We start from the raw sequence: 18072 nt of genomic DNA, 5'->3' as shown, positions 1-18072 counted from the left end.
CCCCGCAGCCCGGAAGCGGGATCAGCCGCCGGCGAAGGGCGGCAGCACGTCGACCATGTCGTCGCTGCCGAGGGGCGTGTCGTCGTCGACGCGTGAGCCGCCGACGAGCACGGCGCAGCGGGGCAGGATGCCGCCCAGCCCGGGGAACTCCTCCGATACGGCGCGGCGCAGCTCACCCAGCGTGGTCTCGGTGCGGCGCTCGGAATCCAGGCCGGTCGCCTCCTGCGCGGCGGCGAAGTAGCGGACGACGGCCATCAGGCCTCGTGCTCCCAGTCGCCGGCGAGGGCGGTGATCGCGGCCACGGCGGACTCGATGTCGGCCGTGGAGCCGCCGTTGCGACCCGCCACGAGCCCGGCCACGAACGCGCTGAACGGCGCCGCCGGGCGTGCCACGCCGACCGCGACGTCGCGTGCCAGATCGAGGATCAGCGACACCGGCACGTCTTCGGGCGCGAGGTCGAACCGCTCGCGCAGCGCGGCGGCCCAGGCGTCGAGGGCCTCCGGGGGAAGGGTGCGGGACTGCTCGCTCATGGCGAATCCTCCAGGCTGGGGTGCGCGTGATCGGCCCGCGCGCGGGCCTCGTTCAGATCCTCCCACGTGTCGACATCGCGGGTCAGGTCGTCGGGCGCCGCGACGACGGCGATCGCCAGCTCGTGGACGAGCCTGCGCATCGGCAAGTCGCGCCCTCCATCGGGGAGAGCGGATGCCGCCTGCCGCAGTGCCCGCGTGCGGTACACGCCCGTCAGCCACTGGGGGCGGCTCGATGCGTCGCCGAGGCATAGCCCCTCGGTATCGGCCGGGAGCAGAGCGAGATCGTCGACGAGCCGTCGGACGGCCGCATCCGCGCCGGGGAGGTCGCAGGCCAGGACGAGCGTCCACTCCGGGTCGTCCTCCGCCGGCCAGGATGCGAGCGCGGTGACCACGGCGGCGGCCGGGCCGCCGAACGGCGGATCCTCGCGCACCCACCCGACGGGGAGGCTCTCGTCGAGCACCGGTGCCACAACGGTGAGGGGCCGGGCTCCGGCATCCGTCGCCGCGGTCACCGCCGCCGACAGCAGTGTGCGCCCGCCCACCTCGAACAGCGGTTTGACGGCGCCGTCCACGCGCGTGCCGCGGCCGCCGGCGAGCAGGATCCCGCCCAGGCCGGCGGGGACGACGGGTCGCCGGCCGGGCATCAGCTTTCGCCCGGGCGATGCCAGTCGCCGCTCTTGCCGCCGGTCTTCGTGATGATGCGCACGCTCTCGATCGAGGTGCCCTTGTCGAGCCCCTTCACCATGTCGACGACGGCGAGGCCGGCCACCGAGACCGCGGTCAGGGCCTCCATCTCGACGCCCGTGCGGTCTGCGGTGCGCACCGTCGCCTCGATCGCGACGCCGCCGTCTTCGACCGCGAGGTCGACCGCAGCGCCGTGCACGCCGATGACATGCGCGAGCGGCAGCAGCTCGGGGGTGCGTTTGGCGGCCTGGATGCCGGCGATGCGGGCGACCGCGAGCACATCGCCCTTCGGCACCGACCCGTCGCGCAGTGCGGCGACCACCTCGGGCGCGCAGCGCACGAAGGCGCGGGCTGTCGCGGAGCGCACGGTCGGCTGCTTCAGCGTGACATCGACCATGCGCGCGTTCCCGGCGTCGTCGAGGTGCGTGAAATTCGGCGGTTCGGGCGTGCTCATGAGATCAGCATGACATCGACGACATCGCCCGCCGCCACAGCGTCGACCTCGGCGGGCACGACGGCATAGGCCTCGGCACGGCCGAGTCCGCCCGCGAGGTGGGATCCGCCGCTCGTCGCCGGGACGGCACGCCAGGCCGCCGGATCGGAGCGGTCGATCGTGATGGGCAGGTACTGGCGCCGCGCCGGCGGCGTGCGCCAGCCGGCACCGGCCCGCAGTGCGATGACGGGGCGGTCGATGGCCCGGCGACCCTGAAGGCGCAGCAGCGCCGGTCGCACGAACACCTCGAACGAGACCGCCGCGCTGACCGGGTTGCCCGGCAGCCCGAACAGCAGCGTGCCCGCGGCGAGGCGGCCGAAGCCCTGGGGCTTGCCGGGCTGCATCGCCACCTTCGAGAAGACCATGGTCTCGGCGAGCGTGGTCTTGACCACCTCGTACGCTCCGGCGCTGACGCCGCCGGAGAAGATGACGACGTCCGCGCGCTCCGGCGACCGCGGGTCCGTCACCTCGGCGAGCAGGGCGTCGAGGGCCCCGCTCTCGTCGGGAACGCTGGCGCGGCGCACGACCTCGGCGCCGGCTTCCGCGGCGAGGGCGGCGAGCAGGACGCTGTTCGACTCGGGGATCTGACCGCGACGGAGCGCGGATCCCGGCTCGACGAGCTCGCTCCCCGTCGAGATGACGGCGACACGCGGTCGACGTGCGACCATGACCTCGGCGACGCCGGCCGCTGCCGTCGCCGCGACCTGCAGGGGGCCGAGCAGCTCTCCGGACGGGAGCACCTCGTCACCGGCGCGCGCGTCCTCGCCGGCGCGACGGATGTGGGCGCCCACGGCACGCGGGGCCTTCTGCACCGAGATCGCACCGAGCGAGTCGGCGAGCCCGCCGGCGGTGTCTTCGAACGGGACGATCGCGTCGGCAGTGGCCGGTACGGCCGACCCGGTCATGATGCGCGCGGCCTCGCCGGGGGCGAGCGCCGGGTCGGCGTCGGTGCCGGCGGGCAGGTCGGCGACGACGCGGAGCGTCGCCGGTGCGACCGCCACATCCTCGAAGCGGACGGCGAACCCGTCCATCGCCGAGTTGTCGAAGACGGGGATATCGACCGCGGCCCGCACCGGTTCGCGCAGCGTGCGGCCGTGCGCGGCAGCGAGCGCGACCCGCTCGCTCTCCAGCGGTTCGGCGGCCGCGAGCACATCGGCCAGGTGCTCCTCGACGGTGCGCAAGCAGCTCACGCGCGGACCGCCGCGCCGGCTGCGTCGCGGTTCCATGCGTCCATGCCGCCGGCGAGGACGGACGCCTCGATCCCTGCGGCGCGCAGAGCCACCGCCGCGCGCTGTGCGCGCATGCCGACCTGGCACACCACGATCACGCGGGGAGTCTCCACCCGGTGCGGCTCGGCGAGCACGTCCCCGAGCGGCAGCAGCATCGAGCCGGGGATGACGCCGCGCGCGGTCTCGAACGGCTCGCGCACGTCCAGCAGCACGGCCCCCGCCCGCTGCGCAGCGAGCGCCTCGGCCGGAGTCAGCTGCGGGATGGGTGCGGGGCGGGTGGGCTCAGGAGCGGCCTGCAAGCCGGCGCTCGCCGGCGAGGCGCCGGCCGCGACGTCTTCGGGCGCGGCAGGCTCGCGCGCGACACCGCCGCCGTGGGAAGGGACGTCCGCGGGACGCAGCGGCACCTCGTCGGTCCGGGCGCGGAGGGCGTCGATCACCAGCACGCGTCCGAGCAGCGGGTCTCCGACCCCCGTGATGAGCTTGATGGCCTCGGTGGCCAGGAGTGCGCCGACCTGCAGGCAGAGGGCGCCGAGCACGCCGACCTGTGCGCAGGTGGGGGCCTCGCGTCCGGCATCCGGCGGGTAGAGATCGGCGAGGCGGACGGGCACCGCGCCGGCGGGCGGCGTCGACCAGAAGACCGTCGCCTGCGCGTGGAACTCCTGCACGACGCCCCACACGAGCGGAACGCCGAGGTCCTCGCACGCGGCGGCCACCGCCTCGCGGGTCTCGAACGTGTCGGTGCCGTCGATGACGACGTGCGCTCCGGCGAGGAGGTCGCGGGCATTGGCCGGCGTGAGCACGGCCTGCACCGGCCGCACCAGGGTCGTGGGCGAGAGGTCGGCGGCGATGCGGACGGCGGAGTCGACCTTGGCCGCACCGACATCGCCCACACGGTGCATCACCTGCCGTTGCAGATTGGATGCCTCGACCAGGTCGTCGTCGATCACCGTGAGCGTGCCGACTCCGGCGGCCGCCAGCGCCAGCACGGCGGGGGAGCCGAGGCCGCCCGCACCGACGACCGCGATGTGCGCGGCGGCGAGGCGGCGCTGCGCGACGTCGCCGAAGCCGGCGAGCACGCGGTGCCGCGCCGTCCGTGTGTGCTCGGAATCGCTCAGCTCGGCGAGGGGCTCGACGAGTGGGGGAAAGGCCATATCCACAGGCTACGCCGCGCGCATCGGGGGTCGGGCGCCGCCCGTCCGATCGCGCGCCTGGCGCACCGACGGCGGCCGGGCCGGCAGGGTCAGACGCGCCCGGTCAGGATGAGGTTCCAGTAGACCCACGGCAGAACGTGCCGGTCGAAGACCCACGACAGCCGGCTCTCGCGGTACATCCGCCGGAAGAACGGGATGGACGGCTTCGGCGTGCCCGTGTCGTCGAACTCCGCCCACACGACCGTCGACCGCGAGACCGTGAACGGGCACACCGCGTAGCCGTCGTAGCGCGCCTTCGGCTCTTTGCCGCGGAGCACCCTCGAGACGTTCTTCGCCAGCACCCACGTCTGCTTGCGGAGCGCCCCACCGCACTTCGAGTTGGTGGTCGCGGCGGCGTCGCCGAGAGCCCAGACACGGGGGAGTCGCGGATGCCGCAGCGTCCGAGGATCGACCTCCACGAACCCTCCCGACGAGCCCGGCGCCGGGAGCACCGACGCCTTGAGCCAATCCGGGGCCGACTGCGGCGGTTCGACGTTGAGCACGTCGTAGTGCAGATGCTCGGGTCCGTCCGGCCCGCCGATCACGACCTCCTGCGCCGCGAAGTCCACGCGGAGCAGCACCGAGCGGGTGCGCAGCTCGATGCCGTACTCCTCGATCTTGCGCTCGAGCTCGCGATCGAACGGCGGCAGGAACGCCGTCTCCGTCGGCACCACCATCACGACCCGGATCCTGTCCAGCACCCCCGTCGCCCGCCAGTAGTCGCACGCCTGATACATCGGCTTCTGTGCGGCACCCGCGCACGAGGCGGGCCCGTCGGGCTGGGTGAAGACGACCGTGCCCTCCTTCAGGTCGCGCAGCAGCAGCGACGCCTTCTGCGCCAGCTCGAATTCGTAGTGGGATGCCGCCGCCGGCGTCTGTATCGCCTCTGCCAGCCCCGGCACGCGGCCCCAGTCGAGCTGGATGCCCGGACACACGATGAGCTGGTCGAAGGTGACGCGGTCACCGGTCTCGAGCACGACGGCGTTCGCGTCGGGCTGGACGGCGGTGACGGCATCCTGGATCCACTCCACCCCTTTCGGCATCACCTCTCGCTGGGGGCGGACGGTGATGCCGGCGGGAGCGGTGCCGCCGGCGACGTGCGAGAACAGCGGTTTGTACTGGTGCTGCTCACGCGGCTCGATGATGGCGATGTCGTCGACGCCGGAGCGACGCAGCCTCGCGGCGACCGAGATGCCGCCGTTGCCCCCGCCGATGACCAGCACCTGATGATGCGCCTGCTGCTCGGACATGTTCCTCCCCTCGGATGGCGACTCCCGCCGACCGCGGTCGGCGGGAGTTGCGTCTGAGATCTCCCTGCAGGCGAGATTAGGCAGGCACCCGCACGAAGCGAGGGGGCTTGCGCAGGGGGCTGAGGTCGCACGAAGATGCCGGGTCGGACCCGTCGGGTGACCGGAACACGCGCCGACGTGTGCTCAGCCGGAGGCTCGCTTGGCCAGACGCCAGCCGCCGACGAACGCGAGCGTGATGAGCCCGAGGCTCAACGCCGCGAACCCGAAGATCGTGACGCGGGACACGAAGACGTAGTCTCCGCCCGGCGCGAAGGCGGCATCGGCGAGCGGCTGGTACGCGAACCAGCCGAACGATGCGGGCGTCGATGCCCCGATGACGATCGTGACCGCTCCCGCGAGGAGGAGAACCCCCGCGGTCACCCATCCTGCACGTTCCTTGCCGCTCGGCTGCGCCATCTCCCGACCCTATCGAGCCGTCAGCCCGCCGGCGTCAGCAGGTCGAGAAGCTCCGGCGACGCTGCGCGAGGCTGGAGACCCGGGTCCACCAGGCGTCGGCAGCCGTCGAGTTCGACGGTGAACGGCTGCGATTGCCCGCTCACGAGACTCGGGTGGACGACGACCCACCTCGTCGCCGCGTCCGTGCACGACGGCGCTGTGGGGGCGTGCCGGGCGTCCGCGAGCACGGCTTGAGCCTCGGCGGTGGCCAGTTCGCGCACGCCGGCGAAGATGTTCGGATCACCCGTGACCGCCGGCGACCGCGTCGATCCCAACCCGGCGACGTAGTCGCACAGCCGCGCTCCGTCGACCGTGGCCACCTCGGGCCATGCCGGAAGCTCGAAGGGGATGAGCGCGTCCTCGCCGATCACCTGGTCGTCGGGTACGTCGGCGTCGGCGTCGGCGGGGAGACCACTCGTGGCATCCGGGCCGGCGAGAATCAGCATGCTCGCCTGGGTGGCGCATCCCGCATCGGTCGCCGCGGCGGAGTCGACCAGCGACTCGGGCGTGAACGTCTCGTCCACCACGGTGAGGGCCGCGAGAGCCGCGTCCAAGCCGACGGACTTAGGCGCTCCGCACCCGTCGGACGGGACCGCCACGCTCACGACGAGCCCGTCGGCGTCCTCCACCCACAGCTCGGGGGAGAGGTAGCCGATCGCGGTGCACGGTCCCATCGAACGCGGATCGCTGGGAGAGGCCAGCGCCGCGAGCACAGGTTCGAGGTCTCCCTCGAGTCGTTCGAGAAGCGCCCCCGACCAACTCCCGTCGTCGTCCTCCCACGACGCGTACGGGTCGCACCGCAGGACGGCGACCGCCGTGAAGTCGGACGGCACCAGTCCGGCTTCAGCGTGGCCTGCCTCGTAGGTCTGGGGGCAGATCACCGTCGCGACCGGCGTCGCCTCGATACGCGGGTCGGCGCCGATCCCGGGAATCGCCCCGCAGCCGGCGAGCACCAGGCTCACGCCGAGAGTCGCGACCACCACCGTCAGACGTCGCATCGTGTGCACCTCCGGTACCGACGCTAGAGGCGCCGGGACGACGCCGGGCAACGACCCTGTAACGATGCCCTGCACGCAAGAGGATGATGGATCCATGCCCGCCGCCCATCGTCCCGGCCTCCGGGTGGGCTCGGGGCTCACCATCCCCGAGTCCGAGCTGACCTGGCGCTTCTCGCGGTCATCCGGCCCCGGCGGGCAGGGCGTGAACACCGCCGACTCGCGGGCGGAGCTGGTCTGGGATGTGTCGCGCTCGGCCGTGCTGTCGCCGCACCAGCGCGAGAGGCTGCTCGCGCGGCTGAGCGGTCGCCTTGTCGACGGAGTGCTGACGATCGCGGCATCCGAGCATCGCGCGCAACTGCGCAACCGGGATGCCGCGCGTGCCCGGCTCGCCGCTCTCGTCGCCGACGCGCTACGGCCGCCTTCGCCCTCGCGACGACCCACGCGCCCGACCCGGGGCGCCAAGGAGCGGCGCCTGAGCGAGAAGAAGCGGCGTACCGACGTCAAGCGGCTGCGCCGCCCACCCGCCGACTGACGACGCCCGCGCCGGCGCTACGAGCGGCGCCGGGTGAGGTGGATGTCGACGGAGTCGCCGTCGGTCTTGCCGATCGCCCTTCTGACCTCGGCGTTGATCGGGAGCTTGTGCGTCCCGTCGCCGAGGGCCATGAAAGCACCTTCGAACGGGTGCCCGTCCACGGTGCCCGCCACCTTGACGAGTCCGCGGGTGCCGAAGATCGTGGCGGAATCGGGGAGCTTCACGCAAGTCCAGGTGTCGCCCGGCTGAGCTTTGCCGAGGGTGGCGGTGAAGCGGATATCGAGAGGCCCGGTGTGGTCCGACATGATGGCTCCAATCTCGGCCGCCGCAGCCGTGACGAGTGTGTACCGGGCGGCGGCCCTTCACAGGGATGACGATCGGACGTCGTCTCGATCGACAGCCTCTCAGAGCCTCAATCGGGAACGATGACCACGCTCTGGATCAGACCGTCGCGCAAGGTGAAGCGGAACGGGCTGGTGCCGTTGAACCCGTTGCCGGTCACCGCGAAGTGCACGAGGTAGGTTTCCGGGGCTGTTTCCTGCTCGATGTCGATGAGCTCGAAGTGCGACTGCTTGCCGATGTTGTCGGTGCGATCCCACGCTCGGATGCCGTCGTGCCCGTGCGCCACGCGGCCCCAGTCGTCGAGCGAGCCGTCCTCGCTGAAGGCCGCGACGAACGCATCGGAGTCGCCGGCGTTCGTGGCGACGATGAAGGTCGAGATGGGAGCGGGGATGAGTGCCATGCTCCGATCTTCCACCCGCATCGCGCGGGTGGAGCGCCCATGTTCAACGGATCCAGAAGTCCTCGGCGCGCGCGCCCGGCCGGAATCCGAAGTGCTCGAGCATCGCCGTCGCCTCCGGGAAGTGGGCGGCGAGCATGTCGGGTCCGTGGGCGTCGCTGCCGAACGTGACCGCGCGCCCGCCTTCCTCCGCCCACCACTGCGGGATCCACGGCCAGAGCCGCCGGGTGTTCATCTCGAGGCCCCGTTCCGACGCCGCGATCGCGCGCATCCCGGCACGGAACCCGTCTTCGAATCTGCGAGGGTCGAAGGGGCCCGCTGTGGCGACCGGCCAGGAGCGCACGGCGTAGTCGATGTGCGTGAACACCGCGAAGGAATCCGAGCCGGCGACCATGCGCGGGATCTCCTCGAGGTAGCTCCACATCACGTCGTCCGCGGGCATGTGACGGTAGAGCGTGGTCGGCTCGGTGCGGTCGGCGCCGTCGAAGGGGAGCATGTGCAGCGACCCGTTGACGCGATCGATGACCCCGCTGGAGAGCAGAGCGGCGGCGTGCGCGTCGCGCAGGTGCGGCTGGCCGAACTCGACGCCCGTGAGGATGCGCAGGTCCGGGAAGTCGTGGCGGCACCGTTCGATCGCGGTGAGATAGCCCTCGACGTCGAACTCGGGCAGCCGCACATGGCCGCTCTCGTCGACGTACCTCTGCGCGTGCTCTCCGATGTCACCGTCCTCGACTCGCCAGTCGTGCTCGAAGTCGAGGTGCTCGGTGAACACGATCGCCGGGAGTCCGATCCGGAGTGCACGTTCGCAGGTGCGGACCATCGAGCCGTGCGAGGCCGGATCCGAGCCGCAGTCCCACGACCACTCGCTGTGCACGTGGGCATCGGCGGGAAGAGTCGCCGTCATCTCGCCGAGAGTACTCCGGCCACCAGTGCACCCCTTCAACGTCGTGACTTTCCAGCGTGCGTGGCGGTTCGGGTGTCACGAATGGTGGCTTCGACGCCGGCGTTGCGGCGTGTCGTGACACCCGAGCGCGTGCGTAGACCGTTCAGGGGTCGCGAGTTGTGGCTTCGACGCCGGCGTAGCGGCGTGTCGTGACACCCGAACGTGGGGGCACATGAACGGAGGATGCCGGTGCGGCGGGGGCAGCCGCGTCGGGCGTCCGCGGGCGCGGCGGGTTCGACGGTGATCTGGTCGGTGCCCCAGCGCATCGGCAGTGGCGCACCACGAACCGAAATCCGCGTATGCGGGGAAATGCCCGCGGACAACCCGCATGCGCGGTGATAATGTGGAGCTGTGGCGAGCTACAAGATCTCCGAGGCGGCGCGGCTGCTCGCGGTGAGCGACGATACCGTCCGCCGATGGATCGACGCGGGCACGCTGCCGACGACCGGGGCATCGCCCGTCGAGATCCCCGGCGCCGCGCTCGCCGCACGCGCGGTCGAGCTCGCCGCTGCGCCGGGCGATCCTGCGGACGTGCTCTCGAGCGCGCGCAATCGCTTCGTCGGGCTCGTCACGCGTGTGCAGATCGACGGCGTGATGGCGCAGGTCGACATCCAGTCCGGTCCGCATCGCGTGGTCTCGCTCATGTCGTCCGAGGCGGTGCGCGAGCTGGGACTCGAGCCCGGCTCGCTCGCCGTCGCCGTGGTCAAGGCGACCACGGTGATCGTCGAGACCCCGAAGGCCTGACGTGCGCCACGGGGCCACCGTTCGCGTCGCAGCGCTCCTCGCCGCTCTCGTGCTCGGACTCGCCGGCTGCGCGAGCGTCGACCGGGATCCGGGCGCGTCGCCTGCAGAGACGACCTCGGCAGAGCCCGAGCTGTCCGGGGGCCTCACGGTATATGCGGCCGCGTCGCTGCAGGCGGCGTTCGATGAGCTGGCGACGCAGTTCGAGCAGCGGCATCCGTCCCTTCGCGTGCAGCCCGTCACCTACGACGGCTCGTCGACGCTGGCGACGCAGATCATCGAAGGAGCCCCCGCCGATGTCTTCGCGGCGGCGGACGAGCCGAACATGCAGAAGGTCGTCGATGCGGGCCTCGCGAGCGGTCCCGAGCTGTTCGCGACGAACACGCTGACGCTCGTGGTTCCCGCGGGCGATCCGGGCGGGATCGACGGCCTCGAGGACCTCGCCGATCCCGACCGGACCGTGGTGCTGTGCGCGGCCGAGGTGCCGTGCGGGGCGGCATCCGCGGCGCTCCTCTCGAACGCCGGCGTCGAGCCGAGCGTCGACAGTTACGAGCAGAACGTCACCGCCGTCCTCACGAAGGTCGCAGCCGGAGAGGCCGACGCGGGGCTGGTGTACGTGACGGATGCCTCGACCACGAGGGCCGTCGACGCGATCGACGTGCCGGGCGCCGACGACGTCGTGAACCGGTATCCCGTCGTCGCGCTGAACGATGGCGCGAACCCGGAGGCTGCCGGCGCCTTCGTCGCGTTCGTGCTCGGCGACGAGGGCCGGCGAGTGCTCTCGGCCCTCGGATTCGGGGCCCCGTGACCGTCGCCACGGCGCGCGACGTGCGCACGCACGAGGAGCGCGCCGGCTTCGTGCCCCGCGTGCTCGCGGTTCCGGCCGCGATCGGGCTCGCTCTGCTCGTCCTGCCCCTGGGCGCCCTCGTGCTGCGCGTCGACTGGTCGACGCTGTGGACCGACGTCACCTCGCCGCAGGCGCTGTCGGCGCTCGGCCTCTCGCTCGCCACCGGCGCCGTCGCCACGATCGTCTGCGTCGTCCTCGGTGTGCCGCTCTCGCTCCTCATCGCCCGGAGCTCGGTGCGGACGGCGGCCGTGCTGCGGGCGCTCGTGACGGTGCCGCTCGTGCTGCCGCCCATGGTCGGCGGCGTCGCGATGCTGTTCCTGTTCGGCCGCACCAGCTGGCTGGGCGGGATCCTCGCGGAGTGGGGCATCCGCATCCCGTTCACCACCACCGCCGTCGTCCTCGCGCAGACCTTCGTCGCTCTGCCGTTCCTCGTGCTCGCCCTCGAAGGGGCGTTGCGCTCCACCGGCACCGGCTTCGAGCAGGCGGCGGCGGGCCTGGGCGCGGGGCGTTGGACGATCCTCGCCCGCGTGACCCTCCCGCTCGCCGCCCCCGGCCTCGTCGCGGGCACCGTGCTGTGCTTCGCCCGCGCGATCGGCGAGTTCGGCGCGACGGCCCTCTTCGCCGGAAACGCTCCCGGCGTGACGCAGACCATGCCGCTCGCGATCTATACCGCCTTCAACGGCGCCGGCGTCTCGCAGGGAACGGCGGTGGCACTCTCGCTGCTGCTGCTCGTCACCGCGGTCGGCGTGCTGCTGCTCGTGCGCGCCTGGCGCGCGGAGCCCGCGCGATGAGCGGTGCGGCGGGCGAGGATGCGGCCACCGGCGCCGCAGAGGGACTCGAGGCCCGCGTCCGCGTGGATCGGGGCGGGTTCGCGCTAGACGTGGCCCTCAGCGTGCCGGCGGGCGGGGTCGTGGCCCTCATGGGTCCGAGCGGCGCTGGGAAGTCGACGCTGCTCGGCGTCCTCGCGGGGCTGACGGGGTTCGAGGAGGGAGAGGTCCGGCTGCAGGGCCGGCTGCTCGACCGGCGCACGTCCGACGGCTCCGCTGCGCGCCGCACGACGCCGGCGGCACGCGGCGTGGTGCTCCTCGGGCAGGATCCGCGCCTGTTCCCGCATCTCAGCGCGCACGACAACGTGGCGTTCGGGCTGCGGGTGCACGGCGCCACGAAGACGGTGGCGGCGGCCGGAGCCGCGGACTGGCTTCGACGCGTCGGGCTGGAGGGGCTCGGCGAACGCCGGCCCGCTCAGCTGTCGGGTGGACAGCAGCAGCGCGTCGCGCTGGCGCGGGCGCTCGCGACGTCGCCCGCCGCGATCCTGCTCGACGAGCCGCTCACCTCGCTCGATACCGAGACCGCCGGCGACGTGCGCGCCCTGCTGCATCAGCAGCTCGCGGCGACGCGCACGACGGCCGTCGTCGCGACCCACGACGCGGTCGACGCGGTCGCGCTCGCGAGCCGCCTCGTCGTGCTCGAAGACGGCCGGGTCACGCAGACCGGGCCGGTGCGCGAGGTCCTCGCGTCTCCGGCGACCCGGTTCGCCGCAGCGGTGGCGGGACTCAACCGCGTCGTCGGGACCCTCGAGCCCGCAGACTCGGCCTGGCGTGCCGGGGACCTGGTGCTGCCCCACGCGGCGGGGTCGCGGCATCCGTCTCTTGTTGCGGTGTTCCGGCCGAGCGCCATCCGGGTGATCGAGGGGCCGCCCCACGCCGCGGGGGAGTGGACAGCACGCATCGTGCGCCTCGAGCAGACGCCGGCCGGGGTGCGGATACGCACCGCCGATCCCGACGTCGCGGTGGACGTCGCCGCCGACAGCGCCGCGGGGCTCGCGCCCGGCGACACGATCACGCTGCGCGTGGACCCGGCCGACGTGCGACTGGTCGTCGGGCACTGAGCCTCCGCCACACTCAGAGCGTTTCGTCTCGCTCGTTCCTCGCTCGCTCGACGACTGGGAGGAGGGTCTCGCTCGTTCCTCGCTCGCTCGACGACTGGGAGAGAGGTCTCGCTCGTTCCTCGCTCGCTCAACGACCGGGAGAAAGGTCTCGCTCGTTCCTCGCTCGCTCGACGACCGGGAGAGAGGTCTCGCTCGTTCCTCGCTCGCTCAACGACCGGGAGAAAGGTCTCGCTCGTTCCTCGCTCGCTCGACGACCGGGAGAAGGGTCTCGCTCGTTCCTCGCTCGCTCGACGACCGGGAGAAGGGTCTCGCTCGTTCCTCGCTCGCTCAACGGCCGGGGAGGTGGTTCGTCGCTCGCTCAACGGCCGGGCGAAAGGTTCCGGTCGTTGAGCGAGGGAGCGCCGGCGACCGAGACGAAACGCCTCGAGCCGAGGCACCGCGCCGGAGCGGGACGCTTCGTCGACGGCCCGGGCCAAGACGACTGTCCGGCGCATCTCATAGACTCGCCCGGTGACGCGAATCCGCCCCTTCCGCCCCGGTGACGAACCCGCTCTGGCCGACATCTGCCTGAAGACAGCGGATGCCGGAGCCGACGCCACGGGCATCCTCGACGACGACGATCTCTGGGCCGAGATCTTCGTCCTGCCCTACGCGGTACGTCACCCCGAGTTCGCCTTCGTGGTCGAGACGGACGACGGCCGCGTCGTCGGCTACATCGTGGGCGCCCCCGACTCCGCGGCGTTCGAGGAGTGGTTCCGGACCGAGTGGTGGCCGCGGCACGCCGAGCGCTGGCCCCGGCCGAAGGGCGCGCAGACGGCCGCCGAATCGCGGCAGGACGGCATCCTCCGCTACGCGTACTCCCGCGCGGGCGGTGCCCAGCCGTTCGGTGACGAGTACCCGGCGCACCTGCACATCGACCTGCTGCCCGAGACGCAGGGCCAGGGCCTCGGCCGCCGTCTGATCGAGACGCTCGAAGCCGCCCTCCGCGAGGCGGGGGTGCCCGGCCTCCACCTGGTCGCCTCGGTCGAGAACACCGGCGCGATCGCCTTCTATCCCCGCGTCGGGTTCGAGCCGATCCCGTCGCCCGCGGGCACGCAGGTCTTCGCGACGCGCCTCTGACCTACGCGACGGCCGTCCTCGCGTCAACCCATCCGGGTGCGGAGCATGCCCGCGTAGTCTGCCCTCGTGGACGATGTCTCGGCGCCGACCGGCCGTGAGCCGGCACTCGTGGCGCTTCCGCGCCCCGACGGCTCCGCGCCGCGCGCGCTCGTCCTGGGCGCGACGGGGTACATCGGCGGGCGGCTGGTGCCGCGGCTGCTGAACGCCGGCTACGAGGTCCGGGTGCTGGCGCGCGATCCCGCGCGGGCGGCGGCGTTCCCGTGGGGCGATCGCGTCGAGATCGTCCGTGGCGACGCCGCCGACGAAGGCCCGGTCGGCGAGGCCGTGCGCGATGTCGACGTGGTCTTCTACCTCGTCCACTCGATGTCGGGCGGCAAGCGGTTCGCCGACACCGACCGGCGCGCTGCCGAGACGGTCGCGAACGCGGCGGCCGCGGCATCCGTGGGTCGCATCGTCTATCTCGGCGGGCTGCACCCGACCGGGGTGACGCTCTCGCCGCACCTGCAGTCGCGCGTGGAGGTCGGGCGGACGTTCCTCGAGAGCGGCGTCCCGACGATCGTGCTGCAGGCGGGGGTCGTGATCGGGTCGGGGTCGGCGTCGTTCGAGATGGTGCGCCATCTCACCGAGGTGCTGCCGTACATGCCCGCGCCGAGGTGGGTGCGCAACCGCATCCAGCCCATCGCCGTGCGCGATGTGCTGCACTACCTGCTGGGCGCCGCACGACTGCCGGCCGACGTGAACCGCGCCGTCGACATCGGCGGCCCCGACGTGCTGCGGTACGGGCAGATGATGAACGGCTACGCCGTCGAGGCGGGGTTGCGCCAGCGTGCGATCGCAGCGCTCCCGGTGCTGACGCCACGACTCGCCTCGCACTGGGTCAACCTCGTGACACCGATCCCGCGCGCGATCGCGCGGCCGCTGGTCGAGTCGCTGCAGAACGAGTGCATCGTGAAGGACCACGGGATCGACGAGCTCATCGCTCCACCGGAGGGCGGTCTCACCCCGTACCGCACGGCGGTGCGGCTGGCGCTGGGAAAGCTCGAGACCGATGCGATCGAGACCAGCTGGCAGGATGCCGGCGTGCTCGGCGCCCCGAGCGACCCGCTGCCGAACGACCCCGACTGGGCGGGTCGCGTGGTGTTCAGTGACGTCCGCACGGCACACACCCCGGCATCTCCCGACGCCCTGTGGCGCGTCATCGTGGGGATCGGCGGAGAGAACGGGTGGTACTCGTCGCCGCTGCTGTGGGCGGTGCGCGGCTGGATGGATCGCCTGGTCGGGGGCATCGGGCTCGCCCGGGGGCGGCGCAGCCGTGATCGGCTGGCCGTGGGGGATGCGCTCGACTTCTGGCGGGTCGAAGCGCTGGAACCGGGACGGATGCTGCGCCTCCGGGCCGAGATGAAGGTGCCGGGTCTCGCCTGGCTCGAGCTGCGGGCGGCGGCCGACGAGGAGCGCGGCGGCTCGCGCTACGACCAGCGCGCGGTGTTCTTCCCGCGGGGACTGGCGGGGCGACTGTACTGGCTCGCCGTCCTGCCGTTCCACGGGTTCATCTTCGCGGGCATGGCACGGCGCATCACGGCGACCGCCGCGGCGGGCGGCGGCGGCGACGAGGCCTGATCCGCCCGTCGGCGCAGCGCGTCACGCCGTGAGGACGCGGCGGCGCATCACGCCGTAAGGATCGGGCGGTGCGACACGAGGCGATCAAGCACCGAGCCCGGTGGCACCGCGTCGTACTTGTAGCTGAGCTTCTGCACGATCGACGCCCCCGCGACGAAGCGCATCGCGTCGGGGTCCCACGGCTGCATCATGCCGAGCTGCAGCAGGTGGCTGGCGGCGCTGGACAGCGTGGGTGCGGCATCCCACTGTCCGTGGAACTCCGGCACGAGATCCAGGAGCACCTCGAAGATGCGGTGGTAGAGGAAGTAGTCGGGGATGCCGCCGCCCGACTCCCACCAGGCCTGGAGTGCGAGCCGCTGCAGGCGGATGAGCGGCGTCGCCGGCACGGCGGCGATGAACCAGTTGCCGATCTGGCGGCGGGTCCAGCGGGGGTACAGGGCGCCGGCGGTGAGCAGAGGTGCGACCGCCTGGGGGAGCGGGGCGGGCGCCCAGCAGGTGGCGTCGACCCAGATGCCGCCGAGGCGGTCGAGCACGCTGATGCGGACGAAGTCCGAGAAGTGCGCGGGGTGATCCTTCTCGAGGGCGTCGGCCACGGCATCCGGGATCTCCACGAGCTCGCGCGCCGACGTGCCGTCGAGCACGGTCAGCGGTGTCGGGAGGTCGTCGTGGAGGCGCGACATCTCGCCGACGCAGGCCTGCACGAGCGGGGGCGCGGAGTCCAGCGGCGAGTTCCAGAACGTGTACAGGTTCAGCGCCGAGGGATCGACGCGTGCGCCGTCGCGGTGCGCGAGGATCCTGCCGTCCTTGCGGCTGCCGGCCTGCTCCGGCAGGCCGGCGGCGATCCGCAGCTCGGGCAGGCGCGGGCGGAGGAACTCGGTGAACGTGCGGTACGCGGCGATCGCGGCCACCGGGTCGACGGTGTCACGGAACTTTTCGGCACGTCGCAGCTGCGCCTCGAGACCCTCGAACGGGTTCGGGATGCCGTCGCTCACGGTCAGAGCCTAGGCCGTGGTCCGCTGCACCACCGGGATCACATGGCGTCAGGAATCGCGGCGCCGGCATCCGTCAGACCGGGATGCGGCCGTCCTCGAGGCGCACCACGCGGTCGACGAGCCCGTCGGGTACGGCCACGTGCGAGATCAGCACCACCGCCTGGTCGTCCCGCACGGCGCTCAGCAGGTCGACGAGCAGCCGATCGGATGCCTCGGGGTCGACGCCGGCGGTCGGCTCGTCGAGCACGAGCACGGGGAATCCGCGCAGCAGCGCCCGGGCCAGCGCGATGCGCTGCGCCTGACCGCCCGAGACGAGGGCACCTCGTTCACCGACGCGCGCGCCGAGTCCGCCGCGCTCGCGCAGCCAGGCGTCGAGCCCGACGCGGGCGAGGGCCGCCTCGAGCTCGGCATCCGTCGCCGTATCGCGCGCGAAGAGCAGGTTCTGCCGGATGTCTTCGTCGAAGAGCATCGGATGCTGCTCGCACAGCCCGACGGTCAGCCGCACGTCGTCGGGGGAGCGGTCGTGGACGGAACGCCCCCCGATCTCGTAGCCGCCCTCGGTGTCGAGGAACCGCACCAGCGCGTGGGCGAGGGTGCTCTTGCCCGCGCCGCTCGCGCCCATCACGAGCACGCGCTCGCCCGGACGGATCGCGAGGTCGATGTCGTGCAGCGAGGCCTGCGCCGCACCCGGCCAGCGCACCTCCGCGGCACGCAGCCGGATGCCGTCGCCGAGCGGGGGAGCCTCACCGGTGGGCGCGACCGTCTCGGGCGCCAGCTCCGCCGGCGGCGTCGAGGGCAGCGCGTCCGCGACGCGCTCGGCCGAAGCCCGCACCTGCCGCCATGCGGAGGCCGCCAGGGGAACGGTGGCGAACACCTCGAAGACCGCCATCGGCACCAGCACGACCACGGCGAGCGATGGGCCGGGAAGGGCGCCGGATGCCGTACCCGGCGCCGCGGCCAGCACCGCGGCGATCGAGGCTGCCCCGGCCAGGAGCGAGACCAGGGCGGCTGTGCCCGCCTGTGCACCGGAGCGGCGGACCACCGCACGGCGGAGGGCGGCGTCGGCGCGGGCGATGCGCTCTCGGCTCTGCGCCTCGGCGCCGTAGGCGGCGAGCACATCGAGGCTGCCGATGTGGTCGAGCACGGCGTCGGCGAGGGCCGCCCGCAACGGTGCGATGTCGCGCTCGGCGCGGGCGCCCGACATCCATCCCCACAGTGTCGCGACAGCCGCCGCGACGACGAGGCAGGCGAGCAGGGTCAGCGCCGCCGGCCACCACACGAACGCCACGAGCACGACCGCGCCGAGCGCCACGAGCGCCGAAGACACTAGCGGCTGCACCACCCGCAGCGGAAGGTTCTGCAGCTCGTCGACGTCGTCCACGAGCGCCCCGAGCACCGAGCCGCGGCGCGTGCGCGTCAGCCCGTCCGGTGCCAGCGGCACCAGTCGCCGCACGAGGTCGGCGCGGGTGGAGGCGAGCTGCCGCAGCGCGGCGTCGTGACCGGTGAGTCGTTCGAGGTAGCGGAACACGGCGCGAGAGATCGCGAAGAACCGCACACCGACCACCGCCGCCGACAGGTAGAGCACCGGCGGCTGCTCGCTCGCGCGGACGATGAGCCACGCGCTCACCGCGAGCAGCGCGACCGCCGACGCCTCGGAGGCGAAGCCGGCGGCCAGCGCCCACCAGAACCTCCGCGCCGGCGGCATCGCGCCGCGCAGCACCTGTGTGGCGCTCACGGCCTCCACGCCGCTCCGCTTGCCAGGACCACGCGCTGACCGCGAGACCC

21 protein-coding genes are annotated in these 18072 nt (G+C 72.8%); 7 read left to right on the top strand and 14 right to left on the bottom strand.

Translation table 11 applies throughout. From position 1 onward, the window contains the following. Positions 1–21: 21 nt before the first annotated feature. From MRBLMI12_RS03730 to MRBLMI12_RS03690, 9 genes are all read right to left on the bottom strand, one after another. Positions 22–255: a MoaD/ThiS family protein gene (locus MRBLMI12_RS03730; protein WP_363353996.1), complete on the bottom strand. Its 234-nt coding sequence runs from the start codon at positions 253–255 to the stop codon at positions 22–24. After that, positions 255–530: a DUF6457 domain-containing protein gene (locus MRBLMI12_RS03725; protein WP_349428406.1), complete on the bottom strand. Its 276-nt coding sequence runs from the start codon at positions 528–530 to the stop codon at positions 255–257. The genes MRBLMI12_RS03730 and MRBLMI12_RS03725 overlap by 1 nt, the downstream gene beginning before the upstream one ends. After that, the gene (mobA, locus tag MRBLMI12_RS03720; RefSeq protein ID WP_363353994.1) at positions 527–1174 is read right to left on the bottom strand and encodes a molybdenum cofactor guanylyltransferase; all 648 of its coding nucleotides are present in this window, start codon (positions 1172–1174) and stop codon (positions 527–529) included. The genes MRBLMI12_RS03725 and mobA overlap by 4 nt, the downstream gene beginning before the upstream one ends. After that, positions 1174–1668, bottom strand: coding sequence for a cyclic pyranopterin monophosphate synthase MoaC (gene moaC / locus MRBLMI12_RS03715; protein ID WP_363353992.1), 495 nt, complete (start codon positions 1666–1668; stop codon positions 1174–1176). The genes mobA and moaC overlap by 1 nt, the downstream gene beginning before the upstream one ends. Further along, positions 1665–2897: a gephyrin-like molybdotransferase Glp gene (gene glp, locus MRBLMI12_RS03710; RefSeq protein ID WP_363353990.1), complete on the bottom strand. Its 1233-nt coding sequence runs from the start codon at positions 2895–2897 to the stop codon at positions 1665–1667. Before glp ends, moaC begins: the two co-directional genes overlap by 4 nt. Further along, a complete protein-coding gene (locus MRBLMI12_RS03705; protein ID WP_363353988.1) occupies positions 2894–4087 on the bottom strand; it encodes a ThiF family adenylyltransferase in 1194 nt (397 codons plus the stop codon). The genes glp and MRBLMI12_RS03705 overlap by 4 nt, the downstream gene beginning before the upstream one ends. A gap of 89 nt (positions 4088–4176) precedes the next feature. Continuing rightward, positions 4177–5376, bottom strand: coding sequence for an NAD(P)/FAD-dependent oxidoreductase (locus MRBLMI12_RS03700; RefSeq protein ID WP_363353986.1), 1200 nt, complete (start codon positions 5374–5376; stop codon positions 4177–4179). Between the two features lie 183 nt (positions 5377–5559). Continuing rightward, positions 5560–5832, bottom strand: coding sequence for a hypothetical protein (locus tag MRBLMI12_RS03695; RefSeq protein WP_363353984.1), 273 nt, complete (start codon positions 5830–5832; stop codon positions 5560–5562). 20 nt (positions 5833–5852) lie between these two features. Then, complete coding sequence (locus MRBLMI12_RS03690) at positions 5853–6869, bottom strand: hypothetical protein (protein ID WP_363353982.1); 1017 nt, start codon at positions 6867–6869, stop codon at positions 5853–5855. 94 nt (positions 6870–6963) lie between these two features. On the opposite strand from MRBLMI12_RS03690, the gene arfB reads away from it, so the two are divergent. Next, the gene (arfB, locus tag MRBLMI12_RS03685; RefSeq protein WP_363353980.1) at positions 6964–7401 is read left to right on the top strand and encodes an alternative ribosome rescue aminoacyl-tRNA hydrolase ArfB; all 438 of its coding nucleotides are present in this window, start codon (positions 6964–6966) and stop codon (positions 7399–7401) included. Between the two features lie 17 nt (positions 7402–7418). Here arfB and MRBLMI12_RS03680 read toward each other — a convergent pair whose 3' ends face one another. The 3 genes from MRBLMI12_RS03680 to MRBLMI12_RS03670 all read right to left on the bottom strand — a co-directional run bounded on the left by MRBLMI12_RS03680 (position 7419) and on the right by MRBLMI12_RS03670 (position 9044). After that, on the bottom strand, positions 7419–7706 hold the full coding sequence (locus tag MRBLMI12_RS03680; RefSeq protein WP_349428396.1) for a DUF1905 domain-containing protein: 288 nt from the start codon (positions 7704–7706) through the stop codon (positions 7419–7421). A gap of 107 nt (positions 7707–7813) precedes the next feature. Continuing rightward, positions 7814–8143 carry a nuclear transport factor 2 family protein gene (locus MRBLMI12_RS03675; protein ID WP_363353978.1) on the bottom strand — a complete coding sequence of 110 codons (330 nt, stop codon included), beginning with the start codon at positions 8141–8143 and terminating at the stop codon, positions 7814–7816. 43 nt (positions 8144–8186) lie between these two features. After that, positions 8187–9044, bottom strand: coding sequence for a PHP domain-containing protein (locus tag MRBLMI12_RS03670; RefSeq protein ID WP_363353976.1), 858 nt, complete (start codon positions 9042–9044; stop codon positions 8187–8189). A 390-nt stretch (positions 9045–9434) separates the two neighbouring features. Between MRBLMI12_RS03670 and MRBLMI12_RS03665 the strand changes: the two genes are divergently transcribed. The 6 genes from MRBLMI12_RS03665 to MRBLMI12_RS03640 all read left to right on the top strand — a co-directional run bounded on the left by MRBLMI12_RS03665 (position 9435) and on the right by MRBLMI12_RS03640 (position 15295). Beyond that, positions 9435–9827 (top strand): TOBE domain-containing protein, encoded by a 393-nt coding sequence (locus MRBLMI12_RS03665; protein ID WP_349428393.1) that lies wholly within the window; start codon positions 9435–9437, stop codon positions 9825–9827. A gap of 1 nt (position 9828) precedes the next feature. Next, positions 9829–10632, top strand: a complete 804-nt coding sequence (gene modA / locus MRBLMI12_RS03660) for a molybdate ABC transporter substrate-binding protein (protein ID WP_363353974.1) — start codon at positions 9829–9831, stop codon at positions 10630–10632. Further along, entirely contained in the window at positions 10629–11462 is an 834-nt protein-coding gene (locus MRBLMI12_RS03655; protein WP_363353972.1) for an ABC transporter permease, read from the top strand. The genes modA and MRBLMI12_RS03655 overlap by 4 nt, the downstream gene beginning before the upstream one ends. Then, positions 11459–12559 (top strand): sulfate/molybdate ABC transporter ATP-binding protein, encoded by a 1101-nt coding sequence (locus MRBLMI12_RS03650; protein ID WP_363353970.1) that lies wholly within the window; start codon positions 11459–11461, stop codon positions 12557–12559. The genes MRBLMI12_RS03655 and MRBLMI12_RS03650 overlap by 4 nt, the downstream gene beginning before the upstream one ends. A 510-nt stretch (positions 12560–13069) precedes the next feature. Further along, positions 13070–13678: a GNAT family N-acetyltransferase gene (locus MRBLMI12_RS03645; protein ID WP_363353968.1), complete on the top strand. Its 609-nt coding sequence runs from the start codon at positions 13070–13072 to the stop codon at positions 13676–13678. Between the two features lie 66 nt (positions 13679–13744). Beyond that, the gene (locus MRBLMI12_RS03640) at positions 13745–15295 is read left to right on the top strand and encodes an SDR family oxidoreductase (protein WP_363353966.1); all 1551 of its coding nucleotides are present in this window, start codon (positions 13745–13747) and stop codon (positions 15293–15295) included. 47 nt (positions 15296–15342) lie between these two features. Here the strand turns inward: MRBLMI12_RS03640 and MRBLMI12_RS03635 are convergent, their stop codons facing one another. Together MRBLMI12_RS03635 and cydC are read right to left on the bottom strand one after the other, a co-directional pair. Beyond that, the gene (locus tag MRBLMI12_RS03635; RefSeq protein WP_363353964.1) at positions 15343–16287 is read right to left on the bottom strand and encodes a capsular polysaccharide synthesis protein; all 945 of its coding nucleotides are present in this window, start codon (positions 16285–16287) and stop codon (positions 15343–15345) included. A gap of 73 nt (positions 16288–16360) precedes the next feature. Then, positions 16361–17992 carry a thiol reductant ABC exporter subunit CydC gene (gene cydC / locus MRBLMI12_RS03630; protein ID WP_404910739.1) on the bottom strand — a complete coding sequence of 544 codons (1632 nt, stop codon included), beginning with the start codon at positions 17990–17992 and terminating at the stop codon, positions 16361–16363. Between the last annotated feature and the right edge of the window lie 80 nt (positions 17993–18072).

It is taken from the genome of Microbacterium sp. LMI12-1-1.1 (assembly GCF_040676455.1).
In the GTDB taxonomy this organism is placed as follows: domain Bacteria; phylum Actinomycetota; class Actinomycetes; order Actinomycetales; family Microbacteriaceae; genus Microbacterium.
The sequence above is the reverse complement of the archived record's forward strand: the minus strand, read 5'-3'. Positions and strand labels throughout refer to the sequence as shown.

Bases quoted from the DNA above. Each gene is read 5' to 3' on its own strand.
- MRBLMI12_RS03730 (WP_363353996.1), bottom strand. From the start codon at position 255: ATGGCCGTCGTCCGCTACTTCGCCGCCGCGCAGGAGGCGACCGGCCTG.
- MRBLMI12_RS03725 (WP_349428406.1), bottom strand. From the start codon at position 530: ATGAGCGAGCAGTCCCGCACCCTTCCCCCGGAGGCCCTCGACGCCTGG.
- mobA (WP_363353994.1), bottom strand. From the start codon at position 1,174: ATGCCCGGCCGGCGACCCGTCGTCCCCGCCGGCCTGGGCGGGATCCTG.
- moaC (WP_363353992.1), bottom strand. From the start codon at position 1,668: ATGAGCACGCCCGAACCGCCGAATTTCACGCACCTCGACGACGCCGGG.
- MRBLMI12_RS03705 (WP_363353988.1), bottom strand. From the start codon at position 4,087: ATGGCCTTTCCCCCACTCGTCGAGCCCCTCGCCGAGCTGAGCGATTCC.
- MRBLMI12_RS03700 (WP_363353986.1), bottom strand. From the start codon at position 5,376: ATGTCCGAGCAGCAGGCGCATCATCAGGTGCTGGTCATCGGCGGGGGC.
- MRBLMI12_RS03695 (WP_363353984.1), bottom strand. From the start codon at position 5,832: ATGGCGCAGCCGAGCGGCAAGGAACGTGCAGGATGGGTGACCGCGGGG.
- MRBLMI12_RS03690 (WP_363353982.1), bottom strand. From the start codon at position 6,869: ATGCGACGTCTGACGGTGGTGGTCGCGACTCTCGGCGTGAGCCTGGTG.
- arfB (WP_363353980.1), top strand. From the start codon at position 6,964: ATGCCCGCCGCCCATCGTCCCGGCCTCCGGGTGGGCTCGGGGCTCACC.
- MRBLMI12_RS03680 (WP_349428396.1), bottom strand. From the start codon at position 7,706: ATGTCGGACCACACCGGGCCTCTCGATATCCGCTTCACCGCCACCCTC.
- MRBLMI12_RS03675 (WP_363353978.1), bottom strand. From the start codon at position 8,143: ATGGCACTCATCCCCGCTCCCATCTCGACCTTCATCGTCGCCACGAAC.
- MRBLMI12_RS03670 (WP_363353976.1), bottom strand. From the start codon at position 9,044: ATGACGGCGACTCTTCCCGCCGATGCCCACGTGCACAGCGAGTGGTCG.
- MRBLMI12_RS03650 (WP_363353970.1), top strand. From the start codon at position 11,459: ATGAGCGGTGCGGCGGGCGAGGATGCGGCCACCGGCGCCGCAGAGGGA.
- cydC (WP_404910739.1), bottom strand. From the start codon at position 17,992: ATGCCGCCGGCGCGGAGGTTCTGGTGGGCGCTGGCCGCCGGCTTCGCC.